The organism is Mesorhizobium sp. Ca11 (genome assembly GCF_020165275.1).
Taxonomy (GTDB): Bacteria; Pseudomonadota; Alphaproteobacteria; order Rhizobiales; family Rhizobiaceae; genus Mesorhizobium.
Genome location: NZ_JAIUHU010000015.1, coordinates 1 through 15370 on the forward strand (window position 1 = coordinate 1; position 15370 = coordinate 15370).

A 15370-nucleotide genomic window follows, 5' to 3' on the forward strand; every position below is an offset into this window, starting at 1 on the left:
CGGCCCTTTCATTTGGCGGCTCTTGAATCAGGTAAGATCAAACTTACCTCCAAGGACGCAAGCAAACGCTTGCTCGTAGTCGCAAGCAAACGCTTGCTCGTGTTCGCAAGCAAACGCTTGCTCGTGGTTGACGCGGGGTGGAGCAGCCCGGTAGCTCGTCAGGCTCATAACCTGAAGGTCACAGGTTCAAATCCTGTCCCCGCAACCAAACAACAAAACGGCCCGCTCTACGCGGGCCGTTTTTGTATTCGGCTGGGGTGGCATGGGGGCCGGCTGTTCATCCTTGCTCGCCGGATCGGGCAGGATCGCCTTGCGCCAATTCCTCCAAATAAGCACGCAGCGACCGCGGCTCCCGGCCCAAGATCGCATGTAGCGTCAGTGGGTTGCCGAGCAGGCCGTGGCGATCGTAGTGATCGAACATCGCCCGCAAGCCGGGAGGAACATCGCCGAGCACATCGGGATCGCGGCGCTCCCTAACTTCATGGCCCAGCACATCGCTCATCAGCGCAGCGACATCGAGGCGGTTAAGTTGCCCAGGTGCGCAGAGCTCGAACGTTCCAAAAAGCAGCCGCTCTTCGGTCAGGGCTATCGCGGCGACCTCGGCGACATCGCGATAGTCGACCAGCGAAAAGCGTGTCCCGGACGACCAGGGCTCCGCAAGCACGCCCTCTTTCACGACTTTGGGCCAGAATGCCGCGTAGTTCTGGAAGTAGCGCGCCGGATGGAGGAACGTATATTCCAGGCCGGAGTTGAGAACCGCCTCCTCGACCGGCGCTTTGGCGAGATGATTGACGAGGTCCGAAAGCACCGGATGGATCACGGCCGAGAACACGAACCGGCGCACACCGGCGTCGATAGCGGCCTCCACGACTTTCTTTCCCACATCAGCCTCGGCGGGAATGAAGGCTGGGGCGATATAGAAGACGGCGCCCACATCCTTGAGCGCCGCATCCAAAGCTGCACGATCGCGCAGATCGCCGATGGCAACCTCGGTTGCGCCGTGACGGCGTACCAGTTCAGCCTGCTCAGGCTTGCGGACGAAGGCACGGACGCGCGCGCCCCGAGCGGCAAGGGCGGGAATGACGCTGCCCGCAAAATTTCCCGCTGCACCGAAGGCGAGAATCATCATGATCATGTTCCTGTGAGTTTCGTGACGATCACGGATCTGTCCGGGCACCAGTGGCCCTCGACCCAATCTGGTTCCCGCGACCGGGATGTCACCTCCCCGCCGGCATATTTTTCGGGTAAGGCTTCAACAGGCCGCATAAGATGAGTTGGCGCGAAGGCGCGCCGCGTTCGAATGGTTTCGTGTTTCGTCGCAAACCCATTTGTGGGTAGACTCGCCCCGGCTTTTTGCTGACGTGCATTAACGTCCGAAATCCCCGCAAGTATTCGCCCTTGGCGATCTCGAATGAACGCAACCAAACTGACGGAGACAAAGATGCGGCAAGCGCTGATCGTATGGGGCGGCTGGGAAGGGCATGAGCCCGAAGCCGGCGCGCGCGCCGTCAAGGCGATGCTCGAGGAAGAAGGCTTTGCCGTGCGCGTCGAAAACACGACGGCAGCTTTTGCCGATCCGGCGATCGCCGATCTCAGCCTGATCGTGCCGATCTATACCATGTCCAAGCTCACCAAGGCCGAAGAGGCGAACCTGACCGAGGCGGTCGAAAACGGCGTCGGCTTCGGCGGCTATCATGGCGGCATGGGCGACGCTTTTCGCGAATCAACGAACTACCAGTTCATGTGCGGCGGCCAATGGGTCGCGCATCCCGGCAACATCATCGATTATCAAGTGAACGTGGTGCGGCGCGACGACCCGATCATGCAAGGCATCGAGGATTTCGCCTACCGCTCCGAACAGTATTACATGCATGTCGATCCATCCAACGAGGTGCTGGCGACCACCACTTTTTCCGGCGACCACGCGCCGTGGATCGACGGCGTCGTCATGCCGGTGGTGTGGAAGCGCCGGCACGGCAAGGGGCGCGTGTTTTATTCCTCGCTCGGTCACGTGGCCTCGGAGTTCGAGGTCCCGCAGATGCGCACCATCCTGCGCCGAGGGCTGGCGTGGGCGGCGCGTTGAGCGACCGGCTGGAGGTCGGCTAAACACTTTCGAGATAGGTCTCGATCTCGAAGTCGCTGACGTTGAGCGCGAAAGTGTTCAGCTCCTGGCGCTTGCAGGCGACGAAGGCGTCGCGCAGCACGTCCGGGAAGATTTCGGCGACACGCTGGCCCGCCTCGAAGGCGGCGATCGCCGAGGCCCAATCCGGCGGCAGCTTGGCGAGCGTCAGCCCCTGGCCTTCGCCGCCGGTCGGCTCACCGGGCGAGAGCTGGCGCTCGATGCCGATCAAGGCCGCGCCGAGAATCGCCGCCAGCACCAGATAGGGATTGGCGTCGGCGCCGGAGACGCGGTGCTCGATGCGGCGTGCGGCCGAGGGGCCGCCTGGAATGCGAATCGCCACCATGCGGTTTTCATAACCCCAGGCGACGGCCGTCGGCGCATAGGATCGCGGCCGCAGCCGGCGGTAGGAATTGAAATGCGGCGCGAACACCAGCGTGCTCTGGGCCATCGCGGCAAGCAGGCCGCCAACCGCGTGGCGCATGGCGTCGGAACCCTGATCCGAGCCGTCGTCGAAGATGTTGCGGCCTTGCCTGTCGAGCACGCTGAAATGGACATGGAAACCGTTGCCGGCGCGTTCGCCATAGGGCTTGGCCATGAAACAGGCGGCGAAGCCATGCTTGCGCGCGATGCCCTTGACGGTGCGCTTGAAGAGCACAGCGTCGTCCGCTGCGCGCAGGGCGTCGGGCACATGGTTGAGGTTGATCTCGAACTGTCCGACGCCGTTCTCGGCAATCGCGGTGTCGACCGGAATGTCCTGCATGCGGCAGGCTTCATAGATGTCGTGGATAAAGGCTTCGAAGTCGTCCACCTCATCGATCGAGAGCGCCGCGTCGGAATCGAGGCGCCGCCCGGTTACCGGCGAGACCGGTCCGACAGGCCGCTGCGACGTCGGGTCGACAAGGTAGAATTCGAGCTCGGTCGCGGTGACGGGCGTCAATCCTAGCGCGGCATAGCGGTCGAGGATGCGGGCCAGAGCGCGGCGCGGATCGCCAAGGTAGGGCGCGCCGCTGTCGTCCGCCAGCCAGACCGGCAACAGCGCCGTCGGATGCGCCGTCCAGTTGACCGGCAATATGCCGCGCCCCGTCCAATGGCAAAGCCCGTCGGCGTCGCCGGTCGAGAACACCTGGGCGTTGCCTTCGATGTCCTCGCCCCATATGTCGAGCCCGATGGCCGAGTAGGGCATGCGCAGCTTGCCTTCGAGCGCCTTGCGCGCCTGCTCCACCGGAATGCGCTTGCCGCGCATGATTCCGTTCAGGTCGCACACCGCCGCCCGCAGGCTCTGGATGTCCTTCCTGCTGTCCAGCCACTTCAAAACGTCTGCAATCGCATCGCTCAATTTCCAGCCCCTGTTTTTCTGGGTGCTGTAGCCCTGCCGGCTACGATATCCAATTTTCGGCTTGTGAGTTCGTGAAGGCCAACGCGGCTGATGCCGAGCGATTTTCCTTCATTTTTTCAAGTCATTAGCCGGGATATCGGGAGGCATTTCAGGTCCACGTTATGCGATCTGCGATCGCAACATAGCGGCCCGATCGGCGAAAGCCAAGCCGGATTCGGAGGCCCGCTTGCCTGTCAGTGGCGCAGTTCTGGAAACTTGACCTGGCCAAGGATGTGGGCCGCGCCCTCGGCGATGTCGCGCACGATGGCGGTCCGCGCCCGCTCGCCGTCGCCGGCCTCGATCGCCGCCACGACCTCCTCGTGATAGTCGATGCCGAGAATGCCGGCCAGGTCATCCTCGAAGCCGATGTGCAGGTTGCGCAGGAAAGGGCCGACCTGCATCCATACCGTCTCGATCAGAAAGATCATCTGCTCGTTGCCGCAATGGCGGTAGATCGAGAATTTGAAGTCGTAGTTCTTGCGCAGATAGTTTTCGATCCCGCCGCTGCGGGCGGCTTCGGTAAGTTCGGCGCAGTGGCGCCGGATCGCGCGCAGATTGTTGCCGTTGATGAGTTTTGTCGCGAGCTCGGTGGCCGTGCCTTCCAGGACCGTGCGCACGGCGGTCAGTTGCTGGAAGCGGTCGGCGGAAATCAGCGGCACCTCGACGCTGCCGTTCGGCATCGGGCTCAGCGCTCTCAGCGCCTGCAGCCGCATGAAGGCGCTGCGCACCGGCATGTCGCTGGTGCCGAGCTCCTTGGCGAGCTTGCGCGAGGTCAGCTTCTGGCCAGGCCGGAGCTGGCCCGACATCAGTGCCCGCACCAGTTCCAGATAGACTTTTTCATGCAGCGGAACGGTATCGACAGCGGTCAGTCCGAATTGCGATTTGTCGGCCATTGGCGATGCGCTGCTTCACTCGTCCTGAAATCTGTCTCGTCACCTGATCCGCCGTCGGGATAGCTGGCCGATCATTTCGGCCGCACGATAGACGCTCAAGGCGAACCGCCGCAAGGGCGGCCGGCGTTGCTATCCGATCCGCGCGTCGATGATCTCGACGAAGCGCGCGAAGAGACCCGCCTGCGACTTGATCTTGAGCTTGCGGTAGATGTTGCGGCGGTGAACCTTGACCGTCCCCGGAACGATGCGCAGCGCCCTGGCAATCGATTCCGTGGAATGGCCCTGAAGCACCAGGTCGACGACCTGCTTTTCGCGCGAGGTCAAGGACAGGCTCTTCCAGATATGCGCCCGGTCGAGCTCGTTGGTCATCGCGACGGTTTCGCCGGAGGGCCGGGCCACAACCTCTTCGGCAGGCAAAGCGGGCCAGCGCTGCCTGCAGAAGCCGATCACCGCCGGCGCCATGTCGCGCAGCAGCCTGGCATCCGCCGTTCCGAACGAGCCGGTGGCACGCAGCCGCATCAGCGACAGCACCAGCGCGTCCTTGCCGGCTAGCGGCACGAAGAAGCCGACCTCCTCGGCAAGTTTGGTCTGGCTGTAATAGGAGCGGTAATATTCGCTGGCATAGAAGCGGTCCGGCGCGAGCTCTCGCATGCGCCAGAAACCCTCCTTGCGCTCGACCGCGGCGTGGTGGAACGGGTCGAGCAGATAGGGCCCCTCCTGGTAGAGCGCGACGAAGATGTGGCTCTCCGCCGGAGAGAACGTTTCGAACAGGAGCGGCGGCCTCGCGGCACCCCGATAGCCGAAGATCACGCAGTGATCGAAGCGGACATGTCCGCTGAGCCAGCCGACGATCGCCCTGCCGAAATGATAGCCGCCGGCCTCGCGCGACGCGGCGATCACGGCGGCTAAGGCGTTGTAGTCGTCACTGCGGGAGGTAGCCAATCCATACCCCTCTAAACGATAAAATCGGCTAAATATACCACCTGCGAGGTATATACCAGGTGCATTGCCTCTGCTAGCGTCAAGGCATTGCCTCACGCTGTCGCTGGAGCCTTGGCTTGACTGCAGTGCCCGATATCGAATTTCGCGCGGTCACCAAGCGCTACGGCGCCGTCACCGCGGTCAGCGGTATCGACCTTGCCATCCCGCCTTCGGCTTTCGTCGCGCTGCTCGGGCCTTCCGGTTGCGGCAAGACGACCTGCCTGCGCATGATCGGCGGCTTCGAGCAGCCGAGCGAGGGCCAGGTGCTGATCCGCGGCCGCGACATGGCCGGTACGCCGCCCTACCGGCGGCCGGTCAACATGGTGTTCCAGCAATATGCGCTATTTCCGCATCTCGATGTCGAGGAGAACATCTCCTACGGGTTGCGTCAGGCAAGGCCGCGCCTGTCGTCGCGCGAGATCGCCTTAAGGGCAGGCGAAGCGCTTTCGATGGTGCAGCTCGCCGGCTACGGGCGCCGCAAGATCCACGAGCTTTCCGGCGGCCAGCAGCAGCGCGTGGCGCTCGCCCGCGCGCTGGTCAACAAGCCGGCGGTGCTGCTGCTCGACGAGCCGCTGGCGGCGCTCGACAAGAAGCTGCGCACCGACATGCAGATCGAGCTGCAGAACCTGCAGCGCGAGATCGGCATCACCTTCGTGCTGGTCACCCACGACCAGGAGGAAGCACTGTCGATGAGCGACTTCGTCTGCGTCATGAATGGCGGCCGCGTGGTCCAGCTCGGGCAGCCAAGCGAGATCTATGACGAGCCGGCCGACCTGTTCGTGGCCGACTTCGTCGGCAAGACCAATCTTCTCAGCGGCAAGGTGGCCGGGCTCTCGGGTGACCTCGTCGATGTCGCGCTCGCCGATGGCACGGTGATTTCGGCGCGCAAGCGGGTGCCGCTCAGCCGCGGCGAAGCCGTCTCCGTCAGCTTGCGGCCGGAATCGCTCAGCCTTTCGGCGCCTGGGGGCGGTGCCTTGAAAGGCATCGTGCGCAATCGGATCTTCCTGGGCTCGACAGCCGAATACGCCATCGAAGTCCAGGGCATCGGATCGCTGCTCGCCAAGGCCGATCACGTGATCGGCCAAGGCAATCTGTTCAAGCCGGGCGAACCCGTCGCCATCGGCTTTGCCGCCGGAGCGCCGCTGGCGTTTCCGCACGCCAACAATAACGGGACAAACCAGAGGGAAGACCAACATGCCGAAATCCTATCGTGACGGACTGCCGATAAGCCCCGATAAGTTCGTCGACCAGTTGATGCGTTTGAAGCGCGGCTCGATCAGCCGGCGCGACTTCCTCGGCCTCACCGGGCTCGGTGTCGCCACCGCCGTGATGGCGCGTGAGCTCGGTATCATGCCGACACCCGCCTTCGCCGCCGAGAACCTCGGCGACCGCATGTCGATCGCCACCTGGCCGAACTACCACGACCCGCAGACCTTCGAGAATTTCAAGGCGGAGACCGGCGTCGCCGTCGAGGTCAATGTCTTCGGCTCGAACGAGGAGATGCTGGCCAAGCTGCAGGCCGGCGGCTCGGGCTGGAGCCTGTTCGTGCCCACCAACTACACCATCTCGACCTACAAGAAGCTCGGCATCATCGAGGCGCTCGACATGGCCAAGCTCGGCAATTTCGATGGCAAGTCGGAAGATGCGCGCTTCACGGCGGAAGGCACGATCGACGGCACGATCTACGCCGTGCCGAAGAACTGGGGCACGACCGGCTTCGCGGTCAACACCAAGAAGCTCGCCAAGCCGATGTCGAGTTGGAAGGAGTTCTGGGACACGGCCATGGCGGAAGGCGACGGCCGTACCATGGTGCATGACTATCAGCTCACCACGATCGGCAATGCGCTGAAATATTACGGCTATTCGTTCAACTCGCTGAAGCAGGACGAACTCGCCAAGGCCGAGGAACTGCTGCTCAAGGTCAAGCCGCATCTGTTCGCGGTGTCGAGCGACTACCAGCCGGGAATGCGCGCCGGCGATGCCTGGATGACGATGTGCTGGACCAATGACGGGGCACAGCTCCATCGCGATATTCCCGAGATCGCCTATGTGCTGGGCAAGGAGGGCGGCGAGATCTGGACCGACTTCTACGCCATCCCGAAGGATGCGCCGAACAAGCCGGCCGGCTATGCGCTGCTCAACTATCTGATGAACCCGAAGGTGGCGGTGAAGGAGCATCTGGCCAATGGCGCGCCCTCGACCGACGCGCGCGTCAACGCGCTGCTGCCCAAGGAAGTGCTCGACAACCCGATCCTCTATCCGGCAGCCGACCTGTTGAAGCCGCTCGAGTTCGGCGCCGCCGCGACGCTGACCGATCCGGGCCGCGCTGAGCTTATGGCGCGCTTCAAGTCGGCTTGAGCGGGACCGGCAACAAACCAGAACCAGACAATGCGACCGGCGGACGAAAGTCCGCCGGCTCCCAACCGGCTTTCCCGATGCGCCGCAGTCTCTTTCGCAAAAACCTCGTGACGGCGCTGCTGCTCGCCCCGGCGACGCTGTGGCTGGTCGTATTCCTGGTGTTGCCCTTCGTCGCCATCGCCATCTTCAGTGTCGGCGAGCGGGCGCCGGAGGGCGGCTACCAGGCCGCGCTGACCTTGGCGCAATACGCCAACCTGCCGGCACGGGCGACGGCCTTCTGGAACACGATGGTGCTGGCGCCGGCCGGCGCGCTTGCCTGCCTGCTCGTCGCCTATCCGGTCGCCTATTATCTGGCGCTGCGCGCGCCGCAGCGCTGGCGGCTGATCCTGCTTGCGCTGATCGTCATCCCGTTCTGGACCAGCCTTCTGATGCGCACCTATGCCTGGATGTATATCCTTGGCGGGCGCGGCATCCCGGCTTTGCTCGCCTATGTCGGCATCGAGGATCTGAGGCTGATCAACACGCCGGGCGCGGTGCTGCTCGGCATCGTCTACGGCTACCTGCCGCTGATGATCCTGCCCATCTATGTCAGCCTGGAGCGGCTCGACCGGCGGCTGCTGGAGGCCTCCGCGGATCTCGGTGCTACGCCGCTGTCGACCTTCCTCGGCGTGACGCTGAGACTGTCGCTGCCCGGCGTCATGACCGGCTTCTCGCTGGTGATGATCCTATTGCTCGGCGAATATCTGATCCCGACATTGCTCGGCGGCGGTAAGGTGTTCTTCATAGGCAACGCGCTGGTCGACCTCTTCCTGCAATCGCGCAACTGGCCGTTCGGATCGGCCATCGCCATCACGCTGGTGCTGGTCTCGGTGGTGGTGCTGATCGTCGCCAATCGCATCTCGACCCGGCTCTCGGGCGCACGCCGGGTGGACCTGATCTGATGCGCGCCTTCGTCGTTGCCGTCTTTGCCTTCCTCTATCTGCCGATCGCGCTGGTCGTGCTGTTCTCCTTCAACGCCGGCCACCACGCCAGCGAGTTCACCGGCTTTTCGGTGCAATGGTACGGCAAGGCGCTGTCCAATCCCTTCCTGGTCGAGGCGCTGAAGAACAGCCTGTTCATCGCCACCACCAGTGCCTTGCTCGCGGCCCTCTGCGGGACGGCCGCGGCGCTCGGGCTGCAGCGCGTCGGCGCGCGGACCCGGGCTCTGTTCGATGCGCTGCTGGGCGCGGCGATCGTCGTGCCAGGCGTCGTCATCGGCATCTCGACGCTGGTGGCGCTGGTGCAGCTTTTCGCCGTCGTCAATCCGTTCTTCGCTTCGCTCTGGCCGACAGACCAGCCGCCGCGGCTTTCGCTGGGCTATGGCTCGATCATCGCCGCGCACGGCCTGTTCTCGATGGCGCTGGTGACGATGATCGTCGGCACGCGGCTCGCGAGCCTCGACCGCAATCTGGTCGAAGCTTCGAGCGATCTCTACGCCACGCCGCTGACGACGTTCCGCTCGATCGTGCTGCCGCAGATCATGCCGGCGGTGATCGCGGGCTTCCTGCTCGCCTTCACCTTCTCCTTCGACGACTTCATCATCGCCTTCTTCGTCGCCGGCGCGCAGACGACGCTGCCGATCTACGTCTTCGCCTCGATCCGGCGCGGCGTGACGCCGGAAATCAATGCCATCGCCACGATCGTACTCTGCGCGTCGGTCCTGCTCGTGCTGCTGGCGCAATGGCAGCTCGGCCGGCGAAAGCCATCGCCTTGAGAGACCAATCCATGATCCTGAAAGACCGTATCGCCGTGGTGACGGGCGCCGGGTCGGGCATCGGCCGCGCCGGCGCGATGATCATGGCCAGGGAAGGGGCGCATGTGGTCATTGCCGACCGCGATCCGGCGGCCGGCGAAGCCACCGCTTCCGACATCCGCGGGGCTGGCGGCCGGGCCGAGGCGGTCACCACCGATGTCGGCGACGATACGGCCGTCGAAGGCCTCATCGAGGGAACGCTCGGCAGGCATGGCCGGATCGACATCCTGCACAGCCATGCCGGCATCCAGGTCGGCGGCGCGCTCACCGAAGTCGGCACCGACGGCATGGACGCTTCGTGGCGCATCAATGTGCGGGCGCAATTCCTGGCGGCCAAAACCGTCATGCCGGCGATGATCGCGCAAGGCGGCGGCGTCATCCTCAACACGGCGTCCAATTCCGGCGTGTTCTACGACCGCGAGATGATCGCCTATGCCACCTCCAAGCATGCCGTCGTGGCGATGACCCGGCAGATGTCGCTCGACTACGCCAAGCACAATGTGCGCATCAATGCGCTCTGCCCGGGCTGGGTCGACACGCCGTTCAACGCGCCGTTCATCGCGCAGATGGGCGGGCGCGACGCGATAGAAAACTACGTCCGCACCAAGATCCCGATGGGCCGCTGGGCGAGCGCGGAGGAGATCGCGGAGGCGATCCTGTTCCTCGTCTCCGATCGCTCGTCCTTCATGACCGGCCAGGCGCTGGTGGTCGATGGCGGCGAGAGCATCGGCTGAGGCGCGCCTGGCAAATCGCCTACCGGTCGTTGGGATTTCCGAATGCCGGATCGCGGCGCCGCGAGTAGGTGTCGATGCGCGGCAGATCGTCGGCGAATTCCAGCCAAGGCAGCCGAAGGCGCCAATAAGCGTGGGCGTGCGGCTTGAACCGCTCCGGATGATCGAAGAAGCCGATCGTGACATAGAGTTCGTCGCTCAGCCCTTCGTCGCGATACGTGATCGAGGTGCCGCATTTGTCGCAGAAGGTGCGAACGACACCTTTCGTCCTCGAGAAGCTCCGGGGTTGCCCGCGCGTGAAGCGGAACTGGTCCGGCCGGTAACCGACCCAGATGGTCAGCGGGCTGCCAATCGCGCGGCGACAGTCATCGTCATGATCGAAGCAGATCCAGAACGGATCGCCCTGCATCTCGGCGGCAATCGCTCCGCAAAAACATGCGCCCGTATCGCTCCTGCTGTCCATCTGATCGCTCCTGGTTGCTTCGGAAATCGTTCTGTCGGCATGCGGCGCATATGGGAACAGCACAAGCAGGTAACCGGTTCCCTCCGCCTGTTTGGGCCAACACCGGGCAGCGGTTTCATGCGCAGGCTTGCGCTGCGGGCAACGATCGGCCAAACCATGCCAGGTTCTCGACAAGGCTTGTCATGCGAGCGGTAGAAAGGCTTTCCCCCACCCGGCCGTTTCCAGTTGCAGCCGCAATGGTGTGCGCTTTGGCGGAGCGCCGCTGATCATGCGCTGCTGCCGCCACGAGAACCTGCAGCGCGCGGAGGAGACCAAGGTCGGCTCGCATGTCGTTCGCGACGGCTGGACCGAAGGGGTGCAGGGCGCGCTGACCCGGCCTTCGGCCGGTCAACAGGCGGGCGCCCGTCCTCGGATAACGCAGCTTAGATAACGCCCCTACTGGAACGGACATGCCCGCCGAAGCGATCTCTCCTTCGTATGGACATGACCAATGCCTGACAATCTGAACACCTCATTTCCCGGCGCGGACACGCAAAGCTGGCTGAAAACGCATGCGATCAACGAAGTCGAGTGCTTCGTGCCGGACGTCAACGGCGTGCTGCGCGGCAAGACCTTGCCGGTCGCCAAATTTCTGAAGTCGCTCGAGGACCGCGCGCTCTATCTGCCGAGCAGCGCCTTCCTGGTCGCCATCGACGGCCGCTATTCCGGCTCCATCGACGAAGGCTTCGCCTACCAGGATCCGGACATGCGCATGGTGCCGGACGTTTCGAGCCTGTGCCTTGCGCCCGGCAGCGCCGGCAAAGCCTACGTTTTCGCCGACACGTTCCACATGGACGACCGGCCGTGGATGGCCTCACCGCGCCATGTGCTGAAAGCCGTGCTTGACCTTTATGAGCAGCGCGGCTGGCGTGCGGTGATGGCGCCGGAGCTCGAGTTTTATCTGACGGCGCTCAACCCCAACCCCGATCAGCCTTTGACCGCACCGGTTGGGCGCAACGGCCGGCCGGAAAGCGTGCAGCATCCTTACGACATGCAGGCGATGGAGGAATTCGAAGCGGTGACGCGGCAGCTCTATGAGCATGCCGCCATCACCGGCTTGCCGGTGGAGACGCTGATCCACGAATCCGGCACGGCGCAGCTCGAGATCAATCTGCTGCATGGCGATCCGCTGACGCTTGCCGACCAGGTGCTGTTATTTAAGCGCCTGGCGCGGCAGATCGCGCAGGCCAACGGCATGCACGCCACCTTCATGGCCAAACCGATCGCCGCGCAGGCGGGCAGCGCAATGCATCTGCACATGTCGATCGTCGACAGGAAGGGCGAGCCTTTGTTTGCCGGCGGAGACGGCGAGGACAGCGAGATGTTCGCGCACTTCATCGGCGGCCTGCAGAAATATATCCCTGAAATCATGCCGCTGTTCGCGCCGCATGCGAATTCCTACCGGCGCATCCGGCCCGGCCACAGCGCGCCGGCCAATATCGAATGGTCGCACGACAACCGCTCCTGCGGCCTGCGCGTGCCGCTGGGCGGCCGCGCCGCGCGCCGCATCGAGAACCGGCTGCCGGGAGCGGACGCCAACCCCTATCTCGCCATGGCCGGCTCGCTGATCGCCGGCTATCTCGGCATCGAGGAGAAGCTTGCGCGTTCGGAGGAGGCCTTCGGCAACGCCTATAAGAGCAAGAGCACACTCCCAAAGACGATGGAGGAAGCGCTGGATCGTTTCGCCGCCTGCGAGCCCGTGCGGGCGCTGCTCGGCGAGGATTTCTGCCAGACCTATCTGCGCGTGAAGAGCGTCGAGCTCGACCTGTTCCAGAGCGTCGTGACGTCCTGGGAACGCGACCATCTGCTGCTCAAGGTGTGACAATGGCTTCGCGTTCAACAGATTTCAATTCCGGTCTCGACATCGACAAGTCCTACTATGTCGCCACCGCCAATCCGGCGCCCGAGCATCCGGCGCTTGCCGGCGATGTCGAGGCCGATCTGGTGGTGGTTGGCGGCGGCTGCACGGGTCTGTCGGCGGCGCTGCATGCGGCCGAGCGTGGTCTTAAAGTGGTGCTGCTCGAAGGCGGCAAGATCGGCTGGGGCGCTTCGGGGCGCAATGGCGGCCAGATGATCCCCGGCCTGCGCAAGGGCGCCAGGGGCCTGGTCAAAAGCTTTGGGCCGGAACGGGCAAAGGCGCTGTTCGATCTGGCCTTCGAGGCGCGCGGGCTGGTGCTCGATATCATCGAGCGTCACCACATCGAATGCGACTTGCGCCAGACCGGCCATCTGGTCGGCGCGGTCAGCGCTTCGGATGTGCGCGACTTCGAAGAAGAGGCCGAATGCCTCGCTGAGGTGATGAATTTCACCGATGTCGAGATCCTGTCGGCGGCTGAGGCGCGGCAGATGGTCGACACACCCTATCAGGGCGCGGTGTTCGAGCGGCTCGGCGGCCACATGCATCCGCTCAACTACACGCTGGGGCTTGCGCGCGGGGCAGCCGGCGCGGGCGTTGTCATCCATGAGAACTCGGTGGCCGTCCGGCTGGATCGGGAGCCGTCGATCCGGGTGTTCACCGACAAGGGCTCGGTCCGCGCCCGGCATGTGGTGCTGGCCGGCGATGCGCTGCTCAAGGGACTGGAGCCGCGCGTCAACAGCCGCATCATGCCGGTCGGCAACTATATCATCGCCACCGAGCCTTTAGGCGAGCGCAACGTCATCCCGGCGAATGTCGCTGCCTCGGACACGCTGTTCGTGGTCAACTACTACCGCATGTCGGCGGACGGCCGCCTGCTGTTCGGCGGCGGCGAGCGTTACACGCCGTCGCCGCCGGCCGACATCGCCGGCTTCGTGCGGCCGCATATGGAAAAGACCTTTCCGCAGCTCAAGGGCTGCCGCATCGACCATGCCTGGGGCGGCTTGGTGTCCATCACCACGTCGCGCCTGCCGCATGTCGGGCATTATGGCGAGGTCTATTTCGCGCACGGCTATTCCGGCAAGGGCGTCATACTGTCGACGCTGTCTGGCAAGCTGCTCGCGGAAGCGATCACGGGCGATGCCTCGCGGCTTGACCTGTTCTCGATACTGACGCCGCTGCCATTCCCCGGCGGCACGGCGTTGCGCGGCCCGCTCTATGTGCTCGGCATGCTGTGGTATGCCATGCGCGATCGCTTAAGGCATTAAGGATCTATCGATATTCAGGTGAGGCCGGCCTGCAGCAGATCCTAGGCTGGCTTCCTGTACCCGGCGTGGCTAATGTCTTGGCGCCGGGGACGAGTCCCCGGCGCTCGCTACTTAATCGAAGGCAGCTCACAGGTCGCAGCAAGGGGCAGAGCTATGAATATGGAGCCGGGCCGGCTGACCAAGAAGGAGCGCCACGAGTTGATCCTGTCGGAGGTGCGGCGCTCGGCCTCGATCCGCATCTCGAAGCTTGCGCGCCGCATCGGCGTCGCCGGGGAGACCATCCGCCGCGACCTGATCGAGCTTGGCGATGCAGGGCTCATCAACCGTACGTATGGCGGCGCCACCATTTCACTGGTGACGTCGGAACCGGTGATTGCTGAACGCGGCCTCACAATGGTCGAGGAGCGGGCCCGTGTCGGACGAGGTGCGGCCGGACTGATCGAGAAAGGCAGTATCGTGATGATCGACGGCGGATCGACCACCTATGAAGTCGCGCGCAGCCTTTCGCAACACGGCCGGGACCTGACGATCATCACCAACTCCGTCGGCGTCGCCTCGGTGGCCGGCGCCAATCCGGGCTTCCGCGTCATCCTTTGCCCCGGCACCTATGACAGCCGCGAGGCGGCCGTACTTGGCGAGGACACAGTGGAATTCGTGCGCCGCTACAATGCCGACGTCGCCATCATCGGCGCCTCGGCGCTGAATGCCGAAGGGCCGAGCGACATGATCTCGGGCGCTGCGGCGGTGAAGCGCGCGATGATGGCACGGTCGCTGTCGACCATGCTGGTCGTGACCAACGACAAGTTCGGCCGCAGCGGCCTCGAACGCGTCTGCGCGCTGAGCGAGATTTCCGATGTCGTCACCGACAGCGAGCCGGCAGCCGAGATGCGCGCGGCGATCGACGAGGCAGGCGGCGAGCTGCACGTGTTTGCCGAGAGCTGAATAGGTTAAGCGTCGCGGTTTGTCAGCGCGATATGGCAGCAGCCGGAGCCATGACCCGGCGTCCAGGTGACATTGGAGAAGCGCACGCCGGTTGCCTCGAACAGACCGCGGTCGAAGGCGCCGGCGATGCGGCAGAGCGTGGCGAGTTTCTCCTCGCCGACGCCGGCCTCGATCCAGGCATCCTTCAGCGGGCAGCGCTTCACCTTGAAGGCGATGTGGCCAGGCCCGCGCTCGACATCGGTCGGATACATGCGCCCGCCATCCGGACTGACCGCCAGAAAGGCGTCGCCGATCGCCGGCGCATCATTGGGGCCGAAAGCGGCGAACGCCGCAGCCGCGACTTCCCGGCCGCGCTTCTCGATGGTGCGGATCATTAACGCCTCGGCTTTCTCGGCGCCAAGCTCGGCGGTCAGCTCGTCGAGGAAGAGACGATAGAGGTCGGCCCGGTTGCGGAAGGCGGAGTCGAGCTCGCGCGACAGTATTTCGGCTCTGGCTGCTTCGGGATCGGTCATGCTGTGTCCTGATTTTGTCGTTTGGCCATGATCTGTCCG

General features: G+C 64.3%; 16 protein-coding genes and 1 tRNA gene. 11 read left to right on the forward strand and 6 right to left on the reverse strand.

The window, feature by feature from the left end:
• Window positions 1-131 precede the first annotated feature (131 nt).
• A tRNA-Met gene (locus LB538_RS22945) sits at window positions 132-208 on the forward strand.
• Between the two features lie 69 nt (window positions 209-277).
• Here the strand turns inward: LB538_RS22945 and LB538_RS22950 are convergent.
• The gene (locus tag LB538_RS22950; RefSeq protein WP_224532103.1) at window positions 278-1129 is read right to left on the reverse strand and encodes an NmrA family NAD(P)-binding protein; all 852 of its coding nucleotides are present in this window, start codon (window positions 1127-1129) and stop codon (window positions 278-280) included.
• A gap of 312 nt (window positions 1130-1441) precedes the next feature.
• On the opposite strand from LB538_RS22950, the gene LB538_RS22955 reads away from it, so the two are divergent.
• Complete coding sequence (locus LB538_RS22955; RefSeq protein ID WP_224532107.1) at window positions 1442-2083, forward strand: ThuA domain-containing protein; 642 nt, start codon at window positions 1442-1444, stop codon at window positions 2081-2083.
• 19 nt (window positions 2084-2102) lie between these two features.
• Here LB538_RS22955 and LB538_RS22960 read toward each other — a convergent pair whose 3' ends face one another.
• The 3 genes from LB538_RS22960 to LB538_RS22970 form a co-directional block, all read right to left on the reverse strand.
• A complete protein-coding gene (locus tag LB538_RS22960) occupies window positions 2103-3458 on the reverse strand; it encodes a glutamine synthetase family protein (protein WP_140635494.1) in 1356 nt (451 codons plus the stop codon).
• 233 nt (window positions 3459-3691) lie between these two features.
• Window positions 3692-4390: a GntR family transcriptional regulator gene (locus tag LB538_RS22965; protein WP_224532102.1), complete on the reverse strand. Its 699-nt coding sequence runs from the start codon at window positions 4388-4390 to the stop codon at window positions 3692-3694.
• A gap of 129 nt (window positions 4391-4519) precedes the next feature.
• A complete protein-coding gene (locus LB538_RS22970) occupies window positions 4520-5332 on the reverse strand; it encodes a helix-turn-helix transcriptional regulator (RefSeq protein ID WP_224532101.1) in 813 nt (270 codons plus the stop codon).
• Between the two features lie 116 nt (window positions 5333-5448).
• Between LB538_RS22970 and LB538_RS22975 the strand changes: the two genes are divergently transcribed.
• The 5 genes from LB538_RS22975 (at window position 5449) to LB538_RS22995 (ending at window position 10255) form a co-directional block, all read left to right on the forward strand.
• Window positions 5449-6585, forward strand: coding sequence for an ABC transporter ATP-binding protein (locus tag LB538_RS22975; protein WP_224532100.1), 1137 nt, complete (start codon window positions 5449-5451; stop codon window positions 6583-6585).
• Window positions 6566-7729 (forward strand): PotD/PotF family extracellular solute-binding protein, encoded by a 1164-nt coding sequence (locus tag LB538_RS22980; protein ID WP_224532099.1) that lies wholly within the window; start codon window positions 6566-6568, stop codon window positions 7727-7729. Before LB538_RS22975 ends, LB538_RS22980 begins: the two co-directional genes overlap by 20 nt.
• A 77-nt stretch (window positions 7730-7806) precedes the next feature.
• Window positions 7807-8670: an ABC transporter permease gene (locus LB538_RS22985; RefSeq protein WP_095769183.1), complete on the forward strand. Its 864-nt coding sequence runs from the start codon at window positions 7807-7809 to the stop codon at window positions 8668-8670.
• Window positions 8670-9482, forward strand: a complete 813-nt coding sequence (locus LB538_RS22990) for an ABC transporter permease (protein WP_224532098.1) — start codon at window positions 8670-8672, stop codon at window positions 9480-9482. Before LB538_RS22985 ends, LB538_RS22990 begins: the two co-directional genes overlap by 1 nt.
• 11 nt (window positions 9483-9493) lie before the next feature.
• Entirely contained in the window at window positions 9494-10255 is a 762-nt protein-coding gene (locus tag LB538_RS22995) for an SDR family NAD(P)-dependent oxidoreductase (protein WP_224532097.1), read from the forward strand.
• A 19-nt stretch (window positions 10256-10274) separates the two neighbouring features.
• Here LB538_RS22995 and LB538_RS23000 read toward each other — a convergent pair whose 3' ends face one another.
• Window positions 10275-10715 (reverse strand): GFA family protein, encoded by a 441-nt coding sequence (locus LB538_RS23000; protein ID WP_224532096.1) that lies wholly within the window; start codon window positions 10713-10715, stop codon window positions 10275-10277.
• Between the two features lie 268 nt (window positions 10716-10983).
• Between LB538_RS23000 and LB538_RS23005 the strand changes: the two genes are divergently transcribed.
• The 4 genes from LB538_RS23005 (at window position 10984) to LB538_RS23020 (ending at window position 14819) form a co-directional block, all read left to right on the forward strand.
• A complete protein-coding gene (locus LB538_RS23005) occupies window positions 10984-11145 on the forward strand; it encodes a hypothetical protein (protein WP_176477134.1) in 162 nt (53 codons plus the stop codon).
• A gap of 60 nt (window positions 11146-11205) precedes the next feature.
• Window positions 11206-12576: a glutamine synthetase family protein gene (locus LB538_RS23010; RefSeq protein WP_224532095.1), complete on the forward strand. Its 1371-nt coding sequence runs from the start codon at window positions 11206-11208 to the stop codon at window positions 12574-12576.
• Between the two features lie 2 nt (window positions 12577-12578).
• Complete coding sequence (locus LB538_RS23015; RefSeq protein WP_224532094.1) at window positions 12579-13877, forward strand: NAD(P)/FAD-dependent oxidoreductase; 1299 nt, start codon at window positions 12579-12581, stop codon at window positions 13875-13877.
• A 153-nt stretch (window positions 13878-14030) separates the two neighbouring features.
• Window positions 14031-14819 (forward strand): DeoR/GlpR family DNA-binding transcription regulator, encoded by a 789-nt coding sequence (locus LB538_RS23020; RefSeq protein ID WP_224532093.1) that lies wholly within the window; start codon window positions 14031-14033, stop codon window positions 14817-14819.
• Between the two features lie 5 nt (window positions 14820-14824).
• Here the strand turns inward: LB538_RS23020 and LB538_RS23025 are convergent, their stop codons facing one another.
• The gene (locus tag LB538_RS23025; RefSeq protein WP_095769187.1) at window positions 14825-15331 is read right to left on the reverse strand and encodes an L-2-amino-thiazoline-4-carboxylic acid hydrolase; all 507 of its coding nucleotides are present in this window, start codon (window positions 15329-15331) and stop codon (window positions 14825-14827) included.
• Between the last annotated feature and the right edge of the window lie 39 nt (window positions 15332-15370).

What these genes read in the sequence shown, in the direction of transcription:
- LB538_RS22950 (WP_224532103.1), bottom strand. Translation starts at nt 1,129, where the DNA reads ATGATGATTCTCGCCTTCGGTGCAGCGGGAAATTTTGCGGGCAGCGTC.
- LB538_RS22955 (WP_224532107.1), top strand. Translation starts at nt 1,442, where the DNA reads ATGCGGCAAGCGCTGATCGTATGGGGCGGCTGGGAAGGGCATGAGCCC.
- LB538_RS22965 (WP_224532102.1), bottom strand. Translation starts at nt 4,390, where the DNA reads ATGGCCGACAAATCGCAATTCGGACTGACCGCTGTCGATACCGTTCCG.
- LB538_RS22980 (WP_224532099.1), top strand. Translation starts at nt 6,566, where the DNA reads ATGCCGAAATCCTATCGTGACGGACTGCCGATAAGCCCCGATAAGTTC.
- LB538_RS22985 (WP_095769183.1), top strand. Translation starts at nt 7,807, where the DNA reads ATGCGCCGCAGTCTCTTTCGCAAAAACCTCGTGACGGCGCTGCTGCTC.
- LB538_RS22990 (WP_224532098.1), top strand. Translation starts at nt 8,670, where the DNA reads ATGCGCGCCTTCGTCGTTGCCGTCTTTGCCTTCCTCTATCTGCCGATC.
- LB538_RS22995 (WP_224532097.1), top strand. Translation starts at nt 9,494, where the DNA reads ATGATCCTGAAAGACCGTATCGCCGTGGTGACGGGCGCCGGGTCGGGC.
- LB538_RS23000 (WP_224532096.1), bottom strand. Translation starts at nt 10,715, where the DNA reads ATGGACAGCAGGAGCGATACGGGCGCATGTTTTTGCGGAGCGATTGCC.
- LB538_RS23005 (WP_176477134.1), top strand. Translation starts at nt 10,984, where the DNA reads ATGCGCTGCTGCCGCCACGAGAACCTGCAGCGCGCGGAGGAGACCAAG.
- LB538_RS23010 (WP_224532095.1), top strand. Translation starts at nt 11,206, where the DNA reads ATGCCTGACAATCTGAACACCTCATTTCCCGGCGCGGACACGCAAAGC.
- LB538_RS23015 (WP_224532094.1), top strand. Translation starts at nt 12,579, where the DNA reads ATGGCTTCGCGTTCAACAGATTTCAATTCCGGTCTCGACATCGACAAG.
- LB538_RS23020 (WP_224532093.1), top strand. Translation starts at nt 14,031, where the DNA reads ATGAATATGGAGCCGGGCCGGCTGACCAAGAAGGAGCGCCACGAGTTG.
- LB538_RS23025 (WP_095769187.1), bottom strand. Translation starts at nt 15,331, where the DNA reads ATGACCGATCCCGAAGCAGCCAGAGCCGAAATACTGTCGCGCGAGCTC.